General features: G+C 63.2%; 14 protein-coding genes. 8 read left to right on the forward strand and 6 right to left on the reverse strand.

Annotated features, from left to right (window positions below):
* Nucleotides 1–53 precede the first annotated feature (53 nt).
* The 5 genes from IT775_RS04270 to IT775_RS04290 all read right to left on the reverse strand — a co-directional run bounded on the left by IT775_RS04270 (nucleotide 54) and on the right by IT775_RS04290 (nucleotide 5,889).
* Nucleotides 54–1,325: a TRAP transporter large permease gene (locus IT775_RS04270; RefSeq protein ID WP_212699855.1), complete on the reverse strand. Its 1,272-nt coding sequence runs from the start codon at nucleotides 1,323–1,325 to the stop codon at nucleotides 54–56.
* Entirely contained in the window at nucleotides 1,322–1,828 is a 507-nt protein-coding gene (locus tag IT775_RS04275) for a TRAP transporter small permease (protein WP_212699856.1), read from the reverse strand. Before IT775_RS04275 ends, IT775_RS04270 begins: the two co-directional genes overlap by 4 nt.
* Before the next feature lie 104 nt (nucleotides 1,829–1,932).
* Complete coding sequence (locus IT775_RS04280) at nucleotides 1,933–2,964, reverse strand: DctP family TRAP transporter solute-binding subunit (protein WP_212699857.1); 1,032 nt, start codon at nucleotides 2,962–2,964, stop codon at nucleotides 1,933–1,935.
* Nucleotides 2,965–3,159: 195 nt separating this feature from the next.
* The gene (locus IT775_RS04285; RefSeq protein ID WP_281414334.1) at nucleotides 3,160–4,689 is read right to left on the reverse strand and encodes a M81 family metallopeptidase; all 1,530 of its coding nucleotides are present in this window, start codon (nucleotides 4,687–4,689) and stop codon (nucleotides 3,160–3,162) included.
* Nucleotides 4,690–4,761: 72 nt separating this feature from the next.
* Entirely contained in the window at nucleotides 4,762–5,889 is a 1,128-nt protein-coding gene (locus IT775_RS04290) for a LysR family transcriptional regulator (protein WP_343231109.1), read from the reverse strand.
* Here IT775_RS04290 and IT775_RS04295 point away from each other — a divergent pair.
* The 8 genes from IT775_RS04295 (at nucleotide 5,888) to IT775_RS04330 (ending at nucleotide 15,389) form a co-directional block, all read left to right on the forward strand.
* On the forward strand, nucleotides 5,888–7,333 hold the full coding sequence (locus tag IT775_RS04295) for an aldehyde dehydrogenase family protein (RefSeq protein ID WP_212699860.1): 1,446 nt from the start codon (nucleotides 5,888–5,890) through the stop codon (nucleotides 7,331–7,333). The two genes, IT775_RS04290 and IT775_RS04295, sit on opposite strands and share 2 nt — an antisense overlap.
* Entirely contained in the window at nucleotides 7,330–8,961 is a 1,632-nt protein-coding gene (locus IT775_RS21550) for a GMC family oxidoreductase (protein ID WP_212699861.1), read from the forward strand. The genes IT775_RS04295 and IT775_RS21550 overlap by 4 nt, the downstream gene beginning before the upstream one ends.
* Nucleotides 8,962–9,212: 251 nt before the next feature.
* On the forward strand, nucleotides 9,213–9,995 hold the full coding sequence (locus tag IT775_RS04305) for an SDR family NAD(P)-dependent oxidoreductase (RefSeq protein ID WP_212699862.1): 783 nt from the start codon (nucleotides 9,213–9,215) through the stop codon (nucleotides 9,993–9,995).
* A gap of 76 nt (nucleotides 9,996–10,071) precedes the next feature.
* On the forward strand, nucleotides 10,072–11,619 hold the full coding sequence (locus IT775_RS04310; RefSeq protein WP_212699863.1) for an ABC transporter substrate-binding protein: 1,548 nt from the start codon (nucleotides 10,072–10,074) through the stop codon (nucleotides 11,617–11,619).
* Nucleotides 11,620–11,644: 25 nt separating this feature from the next.
* Nucleotides 11,645–12,592 carry an ABC transporter permease gene (locus IT775_RS04315; RefSeq protein WP_212699864.1) on the forward strand — a complete coding sequence of 316 codons (948 nt, stop codon included), beginning with the start codon at nucleotides 11,645–11,647 and terminating at the stop codon, nucleotides 12,590–12,592.
* Nucleotides 12,589–13,452 carry an ABC transporter permease gene (locus IT775_RS04320; protein ID WP_212699865.1) on the forward strand — a complete coding sequence of 288 codons (864 nt, stop codon included), beginning with the start codon at nucleotides 12,589–12,591 and terminating at the stop codon, nucleotides 13,450–13,452. Before IT775_RS04315 ends, IT775_RS04320 begins: the two co-directional genes overlap by 4 nt.
* 3 nt (nucleotides 13,453–13,455) lie before the next feature.
* Entirely contained in the window at nucleotides 13,456–14,427 is a 972-nt protein-coding gene (locus tag IT775_RS04325; RefSeq protein WP_212699866.1) for an ABC transporter ATP-binding protein, read from the forward strand.
* Nucleotides 14,424–15,389 (forward strand): ABC transporter ATP-binding protein, encoded by a 966-nt coding sequence (locus IT775_RS04330; protein WP_212699867.1) that lies wholly within the window; start codon nucleotides 14,424–14,426, stop codon nucleotides 15,387–15,389. Before IT775_RS04325 ends, IT775_RS04330 begins: the two co-directional genes overlap by 4 nt.
* A 55-nt stretch (nucleotides 15,390–15,444) precedes the next feature.
* Here IT775_RS04330 and IT775_RS04335 read toward each other — a convergent pair whose 3' ends face one another.
* Nucleotides 15,445–16,590: an amidohydrolase/deacetylase family metallohydrolase gene (locus IT775_RS04335; protein ID WP_212699868.1), complete on the reverse strand. Its 1,146-nt coding sequence runs from the start codon at nucleotides 16,588–16,590 to the stop codon at nucleotides 15,445–15,447.
* Nucleotides 16,591–16,622 lie beyond the last annotated feature (32 nt).

Below are 16,622 nucleotides of genomic sequence, written 5' to 3' on the forward strand. Positions count from 1 at the left end.
ACGCCCGGCCGTCTGGCCGGGCGTTTTCTTTTCCGGGACCTCCCGGGGCCTGCTCAGCGCAGCAGCGCCGGCAGGGTCGAGGTCAGTTCCGGGATCAGCACCAGCAGCACCACGACCCCCAGTTCCACCAGCAGGAAGGGCAACACCGCGCGGAAGATCGGCATCACCGGGCTGTCGGCGATGCGGCAGGCGACGAACAGGCACACCCCCACGGGCGGCGTGATCAACCCCAGCGTCAGCGTCAGGATCACCACCATGCCCAGCTGCATGGGGTCGATCCCCATCGAGGCCGTCACCGGCATCAGCATGGGCACGATCAGCACGATCGCGGCGCCCGGCTCCAGGAACGTACCGACCAGCAGCAGCACCGCCGCCAGTGCCATCAGGAACAGGGTCGGGTTTCCCGCGAACTGCGCTGCAAAGGACTGCACCATCATGCCGATCCCGCCGATGGTCAGCACGTAAGACACCACCGTCGCCGCAGCGATGATCAGGTAAATGGTCGCGGTGATACGCGCCGCGCGCTTCAGCGACTCCCACAGGCTGGGCCAGTCCATCGTGCGGAAGACCAGCCAGGACACAGCCAGCGCATAGAGAACGGCCACGCCCCCAGCCTCGGTCGCGGTGAACACGCCCATGAGCGTCCCGCCCACGATCAGCGCCGGCAGCCCCATCACCAGCAGGCCGTCGCGGATCATCACCATGATCTCGTGCCGCTCCACCCGGTGCTGCGACCGCGGCAGCCGGTCGCCGCGCGCCTGCAGGAAAATCACCAGCCACATCGCGCCTGCCAGCATCAGCCCCGGCACGATGCCCGCCACGAAGAGGTCGATCACCGACAGCCGCGTCACCGCGGCATAGATGATCATGATGACCGAAGGCGGGATGATCGGGCCGATGATCGACGACGCGATGGTGACCGCAGCGGCGTAATTCTTGTCATAGCCCTCTTTCGGCATGCCCTTGATAAAGACCTGCCCAAGCGCCGCCGTGTCGGCCACCGCCGCGCCCGAGATGCCGGCGAACAGCACCGAGGACGACACATTGGCATAGGCCGTGCCGCCCGGCACCCCGCGGGTGATCAGGCCGGCCAGACGGATCAGCCGCTCGGTAATGCCGCCGCGGTTCATGATCTCGCCCGCGAGGATGTAAAAAGGAGCCGCCAGCAGCACGAAATTGTCCATGCCGGTAAACAGACGCGTGGGCACCGTGATCAGGTCCAGGTCCAGCGCATACAGACCCACTGCCCCGGCGATGCCCAGGGCAAAGACGATGGGCACCCCGATCGCCAGCGTCACCACGAATGCAATGGCCATCGCGATCATGGCGCGCCCTCCCCGTCTTCCAGCTGTGCCAGCGCCTCGGCGGGCAGCAGCATCATGCAAAGCGTGTTGATCAGGACCAGCACCGCGCCGACCGGGATCGCCATATAGGGAATGGTCATCGGGATACGCACCGCAGGGGAAACCTGCCGCATGTTGTCGATCGCGGCCGGGAAACCCTTCACGATCAGCAGCACGCAGAAACCTGCCACGCACAGATGCACCAGCTGCCCCACCAACCGGCGCAGCCGTTCCGAACGGACGCTGTCGAACAGGCTGACCTCCATATGCTCGCGTCGCAAAAGCGCGGGCGCGGCGGCCAGCATCACCATCCAGGTGGTGGTGTAGCGCATGGTTTCTTCCGACCACGAGATCGGGTCGACCAGAACATAACGGAAAAACACCTGCGCCAGGTTCATCGCGATCACCGCGATCAGCAGGATCGCAGCCACCGTTTCCGTCCCCCTGGCGAGGATCAGCGCCCATCTTAATAGCGTGCCCTGCACGTTCCTGCCTCCTACCCTATTGCCGCCCCCCGGCCCTGCGGCCGGAAGGCGAACGGGAAGCGCCATGCAGGCGCTTCCCATCCCTAGCTATGCCTGTTCAGGTCTTATTTGCCATACAGCGTCGGTTCGTAGGAAGCTGCCGTCTCCAGCAGATCCGCCACCAGCTCGGCACCGACCTGCTCGCGCAGGTATTCCAGCACCGGCTCCTGCGAAACTTCGGCAAAGGCGGCCTTCTCTGCCATCGAGGTCATGTGGATTTCGACGCCCTTTTCCTTGATCAGGTCGATGTATTTCTTGGCACCAGCCAACTTCTGAGTGTTCTCGATGCGCGAGGCCAGCAGCGCCGCCTCCATCACGATCGCCTTCTGATCGTCGGTCAGCTTGTCGAAAAACTTGTCCGAGATGATGTAGGCGTGGACACCCAGGATATGCTCGTCGGTGGACATGTATTTTTGCACGTCCATCAGGTTGTAGTCATAGTTCACCTGGGCGGGGTTTTCCTGACCGTCGATCACCCCCTGCTTGGCGGCCATGATAATCTCGGAACCCGGCATCGGGGTTGCGGCGGCGCCGAAGGATTCGACGAAGCGCATGAAGACCGGGCTTTCCATGACGCGCATCTTGAGGCCCTTGAGGTCCTCGGGGCTGCGGATCGGGCGCACGTTGTTGGTGAAGTCGCGGAAGCCGTTTTCACCCCAGGCCATCACGCGGATGCCGGTCTCGGTGCGCATGTCCTCGGCCAGGTTGGCGAAGAACGGGCTGTCGAACACTTTCCAGGCATGGGCCGACGACTTGAACAGGTAAGGGATCGAGAGCACCTGGATGTCGTTGTAGAACCCGGCCAGCGCACCGGTGTCCACCAGGCAGACCTCGACCGTGCCCTGCTGCACCTGCTCGGCGCAGGCGCGTTCCGCGCCCAGTTGGGCACTGGGGAACAGCTGGACGGTGATTTCGCCCTCGGTCTTGTATTCAACATGGTTCTTGAACGCCACCAACGCGTTCCATTCCGGGTTGTCACCTTGCGGCGCATTCATCCCGAACTTGATGGTTTCGGCCATTGCCGGCGCCGCGGCAAACAGAGCGGCAGTCGCGGCGGCAGCGATGAATTTGGCGAGTGGTTTCTTGGTCTTTTTCATTCTAAGTAGTCTCCCTGTTGGGTGCGGAGAATTAGTCGCAAGCCAAAGACTACGAGCGCTCCTTGATCAAACGAAATGCCAAGTCCGGATGGAGCTATGCCGCAATGGTATGACCGCGAACGGCAGATGCAAAAAGACCGTCCACCGGAGCAGGGGCCGGGGACGGTCTTGAAAGTCGGGTCAGAAGCGTCGAAGTCAGGCCGGGATCACCCAATCCACCTCCTGATCCACCGGGAATACCGGACGCGGCAAATTCTTGAAATCGAACCGCGAAAGTATCGGAGAGGTCAGGCCGGGCGCATCCACTTCGATGACTTGGTCATGGTCGAAGAACTCGTTGAACCCGGCGCGGAAATGACCCCGCGATTTCACCACCACGGCGCGTGCCTTTCCAATATCGAGCCCCATCATCTCGAGGAACATCGGATCCGCGCACTGTGTGCGGATCGAGATCACCACGACCTGGATGCCCCCCAGATCAAGCAGCACGCTACGCCCGAGGTTCATCCGCCGCCCGGCATAGAAACCGCGCCGCCCGACGCAATCGCCGTCGCGCACGCGCAGCACCTTGGCCTCAACCTCGAAGCGGCGCGAGAACTGATCGGGTTCAACCCGATTGAACACTGCGGTGAAGCTGGCTCCCTCACCCAGATCGGTGGCCTCATCGGCCAGCGCCGGGTCGTTGATCACGCCCGCGATCACGCCGGTCGCGCCGGCCTTGTGCAGGGCCTCGATGATCCACATCGTGTTGCCATTGCCGCCGCCGCCGGGATTATCGGCGACGTCTGCCAGAATGACCGGTTTCAGGCTCGGATCACGGCCGACCTCAAGAACGCGTTCGACGGCTTCGTCCAGCGGTGTCAGGATCGGGGTGTAGCGTTCATGATCGGACCAGGCGCGCTCGGCGATCTGGCGGGCGACACGTTCGGCTGCGCCGTTGGCCCACCGTGCGGTCACGATGATAGCCAGCCCATTCTTGGGCGTGTCGCTATAGGCAAAGCCGCCCAGAATCGAAACGTTCAGGATGTCCTCGTCGATCAGGGTCTGGCCGTAATTGATCAGGTCGGCATAAGGGCCGCTTTCGGTCAGCAGGGTCACGGTGGGAGGCGTGACCGGCAGGCGCAGGAAGGACACGTCGGGAATGATACCGCCGAACAGCTCCAGCAGCGCACTTGCAGCTTCCTTGCCGCGGGACAGCATGTCGACATGGGGATTGGTCCGATAGGCCACGATCACGTCGGCACAATCGACCATGCGCTGCGAAACGTTGCCGTGCAGGTCCAGCGTAACAACGATCGGCACGTCGGGGCCAACGATGTCTCGCACCATTGCAAATATCTCGCCGTCGGGATCATTGTTCTCGGTGGTGATCATCGCACCGTGGTTGGAGATATAGACAGCGTCCAGCGGCATCGCCGCCTCAAGCCTTTTCTTCATCTCATTGAGGCTCAGCTCAAAGAACTTGTGGTCCAGCGGGCCGCCAGCCTCCACTAGTCCGACGAGAATCGGCACCGGCGTCCAGTCTATCCGACTGTCCATCTCCTTACAGAAGCCTCGCAGTTCGGTAGGGAGCATCGGATCGGAACTGGCGAGGTCGGTCAGAATCTCATCACCGGCCAGGTAGACCCGGTTGACATAGTCCTCTTCGGTGGTAACCGGCGCGAAGCTGTTGCTTTCCAGCATCAGGCCAAGGAGGGCAACCCTACACGGCTGTTGTTCGGACATATAATCGGACCTCGCATTGTTGATGCCCCGAACTTAGCGGCCTTGTCCGGAGGCGGCCAATGCAAGCTCCGTCTATGCCGATGCCGATCCTGCATCGACCATCCGCTGCCAGAATTCCTCTGCGGCGCGGGGCAACGGCTCAAGGCTGCGGAACAGTCGGATTTCGGACGGGATGATGTAGGTTTCGGGCCCGGCGAGAACCAGCGCCCCAGTTTCCAGTTCGGGCAGAATCTCGCTTTCCGGCAACCAGGCGACGCCCCGCCCCTGCACTGCCATCGATTTCAGAACCCCCGCCATGTGCGAATCGAACACCCGTTGCAGCACCGGCGCCTGATCGTGGTGCTTGAGAAGGAAATCCACCGCCTGTCCGCTGGCGGCCGACCCGACATAGGCCAGGTAATCCACCGGCCGGTCCTTACTCCCCGGCAGGGCGTGGATCGGTTCGCCATCCTCATTCGGGGCCGAAACCGGCAGCAGCCGGTCCACGCCCACGGCGACCGATGAAAACCGATCCTCGGGCAATTGCATTTCCACGGAACTGTGGGTCGGGCTGAGCATGAAATGACATTCACCGCGCATCAGCGCCTGCACGCAGGTCCCGATCTTGTTCGACTCCAGCCGGGTTCTCAGAATACCGGTGTCGCGTTCGATCCGGCGAATCCAACTGGGAAAGAAGACCAGCGACAGGCTGTGCGTCGCGGAAAAGGAAATCGTGCTTTCGGTATTTTCGCCGATCTGCCGGATTTCTTCGCGGCTCTGCAACAGGCGGCGCAACACTTCCTCGGCCACGGGGCGGAACCGCTGGCCCGCCGCCGTAAGCTCGATCGGGTGCTGGCTGCGGTCGAAAAGGGTGGCCCCGATCCATTCCTCCAGCGCCTTGATCCGACGACTGAAAGCCGGCTGAGTGGTTGCCCTCTCATCCGCCGAACGCGAAAAATTGCGCGTGTCCACGAGCGAGAGGAAGTCCAAAAGCCACTTAATTTCCATAATATCCTCCCGGCCGTGCAATGCCCCCAAGGCTGACCCAAGGTCAAGCGTAACAGAACGGCGCGCGGCATGAAAAGGGCTCTTGGCCGCATGCAAGTTTGGCATGGCAGCATCCGATTTCAGCATTCGCCATAGCTCCCGGCCTCGGTGATTATCCCCTGCATTGAAAGCAAACGTCCGCAGGCCCCGCCTGCCCCCGTGGGAGAGCGCCATGATCACTGAAATTCGCCCTTACTGGAAAAACTACATCGGCGGAAAATGGGTGGACGGCAGCGAAGGTGGCCGTCTCGCCGTCTCGAATCCGGCGACAGGCCAGCCGATATGCGAAGTCGCACGCGGAACCGCCCGCGACATCGACACTGCCGTCGCCGCGGCGCGTGCCTGTTTCAATTCGCGTGTTCTGCTGGACATGCCGCCGCACGAACGCGGCGCGCTGATGTTCCGCATCGCCGACGAACTGGACAAGGCCGCCGACGAAATCGCTGCGGTGGAGTGTTACGACAACGGCAAGACACTGGCCAACGGCCGGGACGAGATCCCCCTGACCCAACGCTACCTGCGCTACTACGGCGGCATGGCCGACAAGCTGGAGGGGCGCCAGATTCCGCTGGGCGCAGGGCTGCTGGATTACACCATCCACGCACCGTATGGCGTTTCGGCCCAAATCGTGCCCTGGAACGGGCCGCTGCCGGTCGGCGCGCGCTCGATCGCCTGCGCGCTTGTCACCGGCAACACCGTGGTCCTGAAATCGCCGGAGGATTCACCACTCAGCTTGTTCCTGTTTGCCGAGGCCTGCGAACGCGCAGGCGTGCCCGAGGGTGCGGTCAACATCGTTTGCGGACTGGGGGCCGAAGCGGGCACCGCGCTGGCGGCGCATGACGATATCGATCATATCGTTTTCACCGGCTCGGTCGAGACCGGCAAGAGCGTGCTGCGCGCAGCGGCCGAACGGGTGATCCCCTGCGTGATGGAGCTGGGCGGCAAGTCGGGCGGCATCGTCTTTCCCGATGCCGATCTCGGCCAGGTCGCAGCCAGCGCCGCAGCGGGAATCTTCAAGCATGCGGGCCAGATCTGTTCGGCCGGGTCGCGGCTGATCGTGCATCGTTCGGTCTATGACGAGGTGGTCTCTCGCCTGGTCGCCAAGGCCGAGGCGCTCAGCGTCGGCCCCGGCATCGACGACTGCGATCTGGGCCCGCTGATCTCGGCCCGGCAGCTTGACCGGGTCGAGGCGCTGTGCCGCGCGGGCGTGTCGGAAGGCGCGATGCTGGCCACCGGCGGCACCCGCGTTGCGGGGCTGGACGGGTACTTCATGGCGCCCACCGTTTTCACCGATGTCCGCCCCGACATGCGCATCGCGCAGGAGGAATTCTTTGGTCCCGTGGTCGTCGTCATCCCGTTCGACACCACGGAAGAGGCCATCGCCATCGCCAACGGTACCGATTACGGGCTGGCTGCGGGGCTTTACACCCGCGACCTGACGCTGGCCCATACGGTCGCCGACCGGTTGGTCGCGGGTCAGGTCTACGTCAACCAATGGTGGGCCGGCGGGGTGGAAACGCCCTTTGGCGGCATGAAGCGGTCGGGCTATGGTCGCGAAAAGGGACAAGAGGCGCTGCTGGGCTACGTCCAGACCAAGAATGTCGGCATCAAACTGTGACCACGGATGACAGTTTCGACTTTGTCGTGATCGGCGCGGGCAGCGCGGGTTCGGTCGTGGCCGGGCGGCTGTCCGAGACGAACAACGGCACCGTCTGCGTGCTGGAGGCCGGTGGCCATGACCGCCACCTCGCAATCCACGTCCCGGCCGCAGTGGTCTATGCGCTCGGCAATCCCAAGCTCGACTGGATGTTCCGCACCGCACCCTCTGAGGGCACCGCCGGACGGTCGATCCTGCAAAGCCGGGGCAAGGTTCTGGGCGGCACCGGGGCGATCAACGGCCATGTCTACACCCGTGGCGACGCGTCCGATTTCGACGGCTGGGCGGCACAGGGCAATCCCGGCTGGGGCTATGCCGAGGTACTGCCCTATTTCAAACGTTGCGAACGCCGGGTCGGCCCCGGCGACGATACCTACCGTGGCCGCTCGGGCCCCTTCACCGTCACCGATATCGACGCGCCCGAGCCGCTGTGCGAGGCCTTCATGGAGGCCGCCGGAACGCTCGGCATCCCGCGCAACCCCGATTACAACGGCGCCACGCAAGACGGCATCGCCTATGTCCAGCGCTCGATCCATCGCGGGCGGCGGGTCAGCCCGGCGCGGGCCTACCTGTTTCCGGCGATACGGCGGGGCAACACCGAGGTCCGCACCGACGCGCATGTTCAGCGTCTGGTCATGGAAGGCCGCCGCGTCGTCGGCGTCGCCTATCGGAAGGGCGGGCAGGATCACATCGTGCGCGCCCGACGAGAGGTCATCCTGTCGGCTGGCGCCGTGGGCTCACCCCATATCTTGCAACTCTCCGGTATCGGAAACCCGGAACGCCTGCGTGCCGCAGGCCTGACCCCGCTTCACGCCCTGCCCGGCGTCGGCGACAACCTGCAAGATCATTACGCCGCGCGCATGGTGCTGCGCATCCGCGGGGCGAAGACGATCAACGAGCGCGTGCGCAGCTTGCCACTGCTGGTGGAACTGGCGCGTTACGCCCTGTTTCGCAAGGGCGCCTTGGCGCTGACCCCCACCCTGCTCTACTGCTTCGGCAAATCCGACCCGGCGCTGCCGCGCGGCGATATCCAAGTTTCCTTCACCCCCGCCAGCTATCCGGGCGGGGTGTGGTCCGGTCTGGACCGCTTCCCCGGCGCGACGATGGCCTGCTGGCAGCAGCGCCCACTCAGCAGAGGGCATGTGCGCGCCCTGTCGCCCGACCCGATGCAGGCGCCCGAGATCCAGCCGAATTATCTGGCCGAGGAAACCGACCGGCGCGCCATCGTGGCTGCCATGCGGCTGGCGCGCAAGATCGCGGGAGCCGCGCCTTTCGCGCAGTATGTCGAGGCCGAAAGCTGGCCCGGCCCCACCGCCGCCAGTGATGCCGCATTGCTGGAACATGCCCGGAAAAACGGCAACACGACCTATCACCTGATGGGCACCTGCCGGATGGGTCCGGCCGAGGACCCGCGCAACGTGGTGAACCATGAATTACGCGTGCATGGGATCGCCGGGCTGCGCGTGGCCGACACCTCGATCATCCCCGACATGCCCGCCGCCAACACCAATGCCTCAGCTCTAATGATCGGCGAACGCGCGGCCGATTTCGCCCTCGGTCGATCGGCGCTGCCACCCATCGATCTCTGAGCCCCACTAGAACCCATGCGTTTTCCAAAGCGGCCCATCGGCCCTGCCCGTTGGTGCAGGTCGTTCTTCAGCGGTGTCGCCGGGCGGACTTTCCCCACGCATGCCCATGCAAACTTTGCATCAGCCAATCCGAAATCGGCATTTCGTGAGGTAAAAACCATCGCCTACGCTACTGGGAAACAGACAAAAAATGGCGTGCCGCGATCCTTCTTGTCCGGCGTGACTACTAGTCCAACACAACGGGGGCTTCAATGGGTTTTCCCGATTTTTTCCGTCTCGACGGGAAAAAATTATTCATAACCGGCGGCAGCCGGGGATTGGGGCGCGAAATGGCGCTGGCCATCGCCTCGGCCGGAGCCGACGTGGCACTTGCCGCGCGCCCCTCCGACAGTCTGCAACAGACGGCCGAGGATATTCGCGCGCTCGGCCGCTCGGCCTGGACCATCGAGGCCGACATCGGCGATCCAACCGCATGCGAGGCCGCCTGCACCAAAGCGCTTGCCGAAATCGGCCCATTCGACATTCTGATCAACAATGTCGGCGGTCGTCGCGTGAACATACCCACCGAAGAAATGCCGCTGGAGCAGTGGCATGAGTTGATGGACCTGAACCTGACCGCCACTTTCCTGTGCTGTAAGGCGATCGGCGGCGCGATGATCAAACGCGGCAGCGGCGGGCGGATTATCAATATTGCCTCGATCAACGCCCTGGTCGCAGGGCGCGGCATTGCAGGCCGGCATTACGAGACCGCCAAGGCGGGCGTGCTGCAACTAACCCGCAGCCTAGCCGTGGATTGGGCGCCGCATGGCATCACCGTCAACGCGATCTGCCCCGGTATCTTCCTGACTGAGCCCAACAAAATCTGGTCGCAGAAACACCCTGAGGTCATTGAGGGCATCCTCGACAACATCCCGCAGGGTCGCTTAGGCGATCCCGAGGATATCGGCCCGCTTGCCGTCTACCTGGCCAGCGACAGCGCAAATTACATGACCGGCGCCTCACTAGTCATCGATGGCGGCTACACCTGCTGGTGACAAGCAGGGCCCCGCCTCTCCCGAGGCATCAAGAACGAGCAGCATCCTCCACCTCAATCCGGAAAGGCAGTCTACCATGCGAAACTCACTAAGAAACCTGCTGAGCGGCGCGGCCCTCGCGCTGCTGGCAGGTTTGGCCCCGATCACCGGCGCCAGCGCCGAGACCCTGCGCTACGCCACCATCGGCGAGCCGCCCAGTCTCGACGTGCACATGGGCACAGCGACCATCGCCGCGACCATCGGCCAGCATATGTTCGAAACGCTCTACGCCTTCGATTCCACTTATGAGCCGCAACCGCTTCTGGCCAGCGGTGAGATGCTGGCGGATGACGGCCGCACCATCGTGATGACACTGCGCCAGGGCGTGAAATTCCACAACGGCAAGGAATTGACCGCCGAGGATGTTGTCGCCTCACTGCAACGCTGGGGCGAATATGGCGCGCGCGGCAAGCTGCTGATGGCAAATGCCACATCTGTGGAGGCCACCGGCCCCTACGAGGTCACCCTGAAACTGTCCGAACCGAACGGCGCGTGGAAATCCATGCTGGCCTTCCCGAACGGCGGCCCGGTGATCTACCCGTCCGAGATCGTGACCGCCGCCGGCGGTGACCCGATCAAGCCCGAGAACTATGTCGGCACCGGCCCGTTCATGTTCAAGGAATGGCGCGGCAACCGCCATGTCGAGCTGGTGAAATTCGACGACTATGTAGGAGTGGACGCCCCCGCCGACGGCTATGCCGGCGCCCGAACGGCCGAGGTCGATGCGATCCGCTTTATCCCCGTCCCTGACGTTGGCACCCGCGTCAGCGGCGTACAGGCAGGCGACTACGACTATGCCGAGTTCATCTCGGGCGACCTCTATGGCGTGCTCAAGGATGATGCCTCGGTCAAGATCCACCTCAGCGGCGCACCGATCTTCGGCCTGATGTTCATGAACTCCAAGGAAGGCCCGCTGGCCGACAACTTCGAACTGCGCCGCGCCATCCATACCGCGCTTAACAAGGAAGAGGCGCTACGCGTCTCGGTCGGCGAAGAGGCGCTGTGGAAGGCCAATGGCTCGTTCTACCCCGAAGGCAATATCTGGTACACCGAAGCAGGGACCGAGGCCTACTCGGTCGGCGATCCGGAAAAGGCCAAGGCGATGGCCGAGGCCGCCGGCTATGACGGCACGCCGATCAAGTTACTGGTGTCGACCAACTACAAGACCCATTACGACCAAGCGACTGTGTTCACCCGTCAACTGGCCGATGCGGGCATCAACGTTCAGATGGTAGTGGTCGACTGGGCCACGCTGCTGAAAAAGCGCGCCCAGCCCGATCAGTGGGACATGTTCGTGACCCATCATGGCAACATCCCCGACCCGATCCTACTGACCGCGCTGAACGACAGCTACCCCGGCTGGTGGGTGACCCCCGAAAAGGCGGCGCTGAAGGCTAAGTTCACCGGCACCTCGGATCTGGATGTCCGCCGCGAGGCCTGGTCGGAGCTTCAAGCGCTGATGTATGAGCAGGTCCCCACCATCAAGGTCGGCGACGTATATTCGTACAACATCGCTTCTCCGTCTCTGAAGGGTTTGGGCGCGACCACACTGATCTGGCCGCATTTCTGGGGCATCTCCAAGTGATCTCTAACGAAAGGACCAAGCTGTAATGCTTGCTTATGTCCTGAAGAGGACCGGCGCGGCCATCGCCACTTTGGTGGCCGCGTCGATTGTCATCTTCATTTTTATCCATCTTATTCCGGGCGACCCGATCTACGTCATGCTCGGGGACGAAGCCACGCCCGAACAGGTCGAAGCGCTACGCATTCGCATGGGTTTCGACCAACCTCTCTACGTTCAGTATTTCTACTGGGCCGGCAACGTGCTGCGGGGCGACCTCGGCACCTCGATCTTCTTTCAGGAACCGGTGACGCTGATCATCCGAGACGGCGCCGAGACCAGCCTGCTTCTGGCCTGCGTCACCATGGTCTGGATCGTGGCCCTGGGCGTGCCGGTGGGCGTGCTGGCGGCGATCCGCCAGGGAACCTGGGTCGATCAGGGGCTCTCGGGCATCGCCATGCTGCTGGCCTCGATCCCGACATTCTGGGTGGGCCTCTACCTGATCCTGATCTTCGCCGCCAATCTCGGCTGGCTGCCCAGCTCCGGCTACCCCTCGATCTTTGAGGATGGTGAACTGTCGAACCTGCGCTACCTGCTGCTGCCCAGCCTGACGCTCGCCGCGCCCAACGCGGCGCTGATCCTGCGGCTGACGCGGGCCAGCATGCTCGACGTCGCGAAAGAGGATTACGTGCGCACCGCGCGTTCCAAGGGAATTCGCCCCTACCGCGTCGTCCTCCGTCACATCCTGCGCAATGCGCTCTTGGCGGTGGTGTCGGCCTTCGGCTTCACATTCGCCGCGCTGATCTCCGAGGCCGTTGTCACCGAAACCGTCTTCGCCCTGCCCGGTATCGGCCGGATGGTGGTGCAGTCGATCCTGCGCCGCGACTATCCGGTGATCCAGGGCGTCATCCTCGTCATCGTCTGCCTCTACCTTGTGATCAACCTACTGGTGGACATCTCCTATCGTTTCCTCGACCCCAGGGTGGACCTCGAATGACTACGAAACTCCGTTCATTCCTGTCGGTCTTTACCGCGCGCCCGATCGCGCTGCTGGGGCTGGTCTACCTCGTGACGATCCTCGTCTTCGCTCTAGGGGCCAATCTGATCGCCCCCTACGCGCCCGAAGATATCGAGCCGGTCAATCGCCTGAGCCCACCGAGCTGGGGCCACTGGTTCGGCACCGACCATTTCGGCCGCGACACGTTCAGCCGGGTTCTACATGGCTCGCGCCTAGCACTGCTGATCGGAGTGGGCGTGGTCAGCTTTGCGCTAGCGACTGGCGTGCCGATCGGCATCATCTCGGCTCTCTTCCCTCGCATAGGCCGCGTGCTGATGCGGATGGTCGACGTGATGATGGCCTTCCCTTCGCTGCTGCTGGCGCTGGGTCTGATCGTGATCCTCGGCCAAAGCGTGGCAAACGCCATCCTCGCCATCGGGGTGATCTACCTGACCACCACGGCGCGGATCACCTATGGCGTCACCTTGCGCCTGCGAGAAGAGACTTACGTCGAGGCCGCCCGCTCGATGGGCGCCAGCACCTTATGGATGATCCGCAGGCATATCCTGCCAAACATGATCTCGCCGCTGCTCGTACAGGCAAGCTTCGTTTTCGCTTTCGCTCAGCTCGGCGCGGCCTCGCTGGATTTCCTTGGTCTCGGCGCCCCGCCCGAGATTCCCAGTTGGGGCAACATGCTGGCAGAATCCCGCATCTACATTACCCGTGCGCCGTGGCTGCTGTTCTATCCCGGTCTCATGATCGTGCTGACCGCGTTCTCGCTGAACTTAGTGGGCGACGTGCTGCGCGACCAGTTGGACCCGCGGTTCCGCGAGATGCTCGGCAACAAACAGAGGAGATAATCCGTGCTTACGGTCAAAAACCTGGTGGTGGCCGCCGGCCACCCCTCGACTAAGCTGGACATTGTCTCGGACGTGTCTTTCGAAATCAATCGCGGCGAAGTTCTGGGATTGGTGGGCGAATCCGGCAGCGGCAAGAGCATCACCTCGCTCGCGGTGATGGGATTGCTGCCGCATCCGCAGCTATGGGTACGCTCAGGAGCAATCGAGCTCGACGGTGCCGACATCACCGAGGAACCACCGCATCTGCGCGTCGAGCGCGGTCATGGCGGCGTCTCGATGATCTTCCAGGAGCCGATGACCTCACTCAACCCTGTGCTGCGCATCGGCGAGCAAATCGAAGAGGCCGTGCGCGTGCATGACGGCTCCACTGGTGAGATCGCCCGCAAACGCGCCCGCGAACTGCTGGAGATGGTGCGCATTCCCGACGCGCAACTGCAGCTCAATGCCTACCCACACGAATTGTCAGGCGGTATGCGCCAGCGGGTGATGATCGCGATTGCACTGGCCTGCCGTCCACAAATCCTGATCGCGGACGAACCGACCACCGCTCTCGATGTGACCGTGCAGATGCAGGTGCTCAGCTTGATCCGCGAGCTTTGCGACGCCTTCGACATGGGCGTGCTGTTTATCACCCATGACCTCGGCGTCGTGTCGGAACTCGCCGACCGGGTGACGGTGATGTATGGCGGAAGAATCGCTGAAACCGGCCCTGTGGGCGAACTGTTCCACAATCCTTTGCACCCCTACACGGGCGGATTGATGGGTTGCGTACCCGATCCCGCCGCTGGACATCGCCGGTTCCGGACCATCCCCGGGCAGGCCCCGAAGCCGGGAGAGGTTCCACAGGGCTGCAAATTCGCCCCTCGTTGTGACCATGCGCAGCCCGTCTGCCGCGCGGGCGCCGTACCGGCTGTCGCCGCGGGAGCGAACCACGCCGCCCATTGCCATTTCCCGCTGTCCCAGGAGGCGTTATGACCAAGCATGAAACCATCCTAGAGCTGCACAACTTGCGCAAAACCTTCACTGCCCGTCGCGCCGGTAAGAGTTACGAGATCAAGGCGGTCAATGACGTCTCGTTCGATGTGCGCCGGGGCGAAGTGCTGGGTATCGTCGGCGAGACCGGTTGTGGCAAAACCACGATCGGGCGCACCATCATCCGGCTGACCGGTGCCGATAGCGGCGAAGCGTTGCTCAACGGGTCCGACATCTTCACCGAGAATCGCCGCCGGATGCGAGATATGCGGCTCAAGGTAAGAATGGTGTTCCAGGACCCCTACGCCTCGCTCAACCCGCGTCGCTCCATCGGCGACTCTGTGGCCGAGACCGGCGATATCCACGGCGTCTTCAAAAATCGTCAGGAACGCGCCGATCTGGTGGCGCAAACCCTAACCCAGGTCGGGCTCAACCCGTCCTTCGCGGAACGCTTCCCGCACCAACTGAGCGGCGGCCAGCGCCAGCGCGTGGGCATTGCCCGTGCCCTGCTACCCACACCCGAGCTGATCATCGCGGACGAACCCGTTTCAGCGCTGGACGTGTCGGTGCAGGCGCAGGTGCTGAACCTTCTAACTGACCTGAAGGAGGAGATGGGCCTGACCATGCTGTTCATCTCCCACGACCTCGGTGTGGTCGCGCAGATCAGCGACCGGGTGGCGGTAATGTATATGGGAAACCTGGTGGAGATGGCCGATGGTGACGGCCTGTTCGCAGATCCGCGCCACCCCTACACCCAGCTCCTGATCGCTTCGGTCCCGCGGCTCGACGCAACCAAGCGCATATCTGGCGGCATCGAAAAGGGGGAGCCGCCTAGCCGGTTCACGCAGCTTCAGGGCTGTCCCTTCCACGATCGCTGCCCCATTGCAACCGATCTGTGCCGGGTCGAACGACCGCTACTGCGTGAACTCGAAGGTGGCCGCAAGGTGGCCTGCCACAACGCCTGAAACGGAAAGCCCCGGCCGGTGGGCCGGGACCGTCGCGACGCTTCTCAGCGCAAGATCACTTTTCCGGGGCGTCCTGCCACCACTGGCCACCGATGACAATACCACGGTGTTCTAGGTAGCTATCGGCGGTGATGGTCTCGCCCACCGCATCGGTATGGGTGATGCTGCCGCTGGTCTCGGTCAGGATCGTGGCGTCACCTGCTGCGCCAACCTTCAACGTACCGATATCGTCTCGCCGAAGCGCGCGCGCGGGGTTCTGCGTCGTCGCCGCGATCACCTCGGTCAGGCTCATCCCAAGTGCCATGAATTTCGACATCACCGCCAGTACGTCATAGGCCGGCCCGTCGACGCAGATCACGTGCACGTCGCTGCTAAGTACGTCGGGCCTGATCCCCTCGGCAAGCATTGCCCGCCCCGAGCGGAAGCCGAAGCCGCCATACCCGTGACCAATGTCGAATATGATGCCACGCTCGCGCGCCTCAAGGATCTCCTGCCGGATCGAACAATCGCCATGGATCGGCGCGTTCGGGAACGGCCGGAAGCAATGAGTTAGAATATCGCCGGGGCGCAGGATGCCTAGCACCTCCTCGCGGGTTGGCGGCGGATTGTCGATATGCGCCATCACCGGCAAGCCCAGTTCGTCAGCAACTTCGATTGCCAACGCCAGCGGCGCCAGCCCTGAATTGCCCCCGGCCTTGGCCCCTACGCGGGCCTTCATGCCTACGATGATATCCTGGTTCTCGCGAGCCACGCGCAGGCATTCGCGTGCGTCGAGCAGCCGCAGGTCTTCGCATTCGCCGACCATCACAGTCTTAGAAAAAGCGAAAATCCCGGGGAAGGAGATGTTCATGTAGGCAAGGATGCGCGGGTCTGCGAGCTCGATCACGTGCTTGCGGAAGCCCGCCAGATTACCAGCACCCGCGCTACCAGCATCAACGAAGGTTGTGGTGCCGCTGCGCCGAGCGATCGTCTCCGCATCCACCCCCAGCGAGGTACCTCCCCAATAGACATGGGTGTGAAGGTCGATCAGGCCGGGGCTGACAATCTTGCCCGCCACATCACGCACCTCGCGGGCCTGCGACGGATCGATCCCGGCCTCGACCCCAGCCACCCTGCCATCGGCAAAGGCCACATCGAACTCGCCATCCATATTTTGCGACGGATCGATCACCCGGCCGCCCTTTAGGAGAAGGTCAAACATTTCGGTTCATCCTGTTGTTTTGGGGCCTGCCC

This window comes from Thalassovita aquimarina (assembly GCF_018219815.1).
GTDB lineage: Bacteria > Pseudomonadota > Alphaproteobacteria > Rhodobacterales > Rhodobacteraceae > Thalassobius > Thalassobius aquimarinus.

What these genes read in the sequence shown, in the direction of transcription:
- IT775_RS04290 (WP_343231109.1), bottom strand. Translation starts at nt 5,889, where the DNA reads ATGGCGCTCTCCCACGGGGGCAGGCGGGGCCTGCGGACGTTTGCTTTC.
- IT775_RS04320 (WP_212699865.1), top strand. Translation starts at nt 12,589, where the DNA reads ATGACTACGAAACTCCGTTCATTCCTGTCGGTCTTTACCGCGCGCCCG.
- IT775_RS04315 (WP_212699864.1), top strand. Translation starts at nt 11,645, where the DNA reads ATGCTTGCTTATGTCCTGAAGAGGACCGGCGCGGCCATCGCCACTTTG.
- IT775_RS04280 (WP_212699857.1), bottom strand. Translation starts at nt 2,964, where the DNA reads ATGAAAAAGACCAAGAAACCACTCGCCAAATTCATCGCTGCCGCCGCG.
- IT775_RS04330 (WP_212699867.1), top strand. Translation starts at nt 14,424, where the DNA reads ATGACCAAGCATGAAACCATCCTAGAGCTGCACAACTTGCGCAAAACC.
- IT775_RS04310 (WP_212699863.1), top strand. Translation starts at nt 10,072, where the DNA reads ATGCGAAACTCACTAAGAAACCTGCTGAGCGGCGCGGCCCTCGCGCTG.
- IT775_RS04305 (WP_212699862.1), top strand. Translation starts at nt 9,213, where the DNA reads ATGGGTTTTCCCGATTTTTTCCGTCTCGACGGGAAAAAATTATTCATA.
- IT775_RS04285 (WP_281414334.1), bottom strand. Translation starts at nt 4,689, where the DNA reads ATGTCCGAACAACAGCCGTGTAGGGTTGCCCTCCTTGGCCTGATGCTG.
- IT775_RS04295 (WP_212699860.1), top strand. Translation starts at nt 5,888, where the DNA reads ATGATCACTGAAATTCGCCCTTACTGGAAAAACTACATCGGCGGAAAA.
- IT775_RS04335 (WP_212699868.1), bottom strand. Translation starts at nt 16,590, where the DNA reads ATGTTTGACCTTCTCCTAAAGGGCGGCCGGGTGATCGATCCGTCGCAA.
- IT775_RS04270 (WP_212699855.1), bottom strand. Translation starts at nt 1,325, where the DNA reads ATGATCGCGATGGCCATTGCATTCGTGGTGACGCTGGCGATCGGGGTG.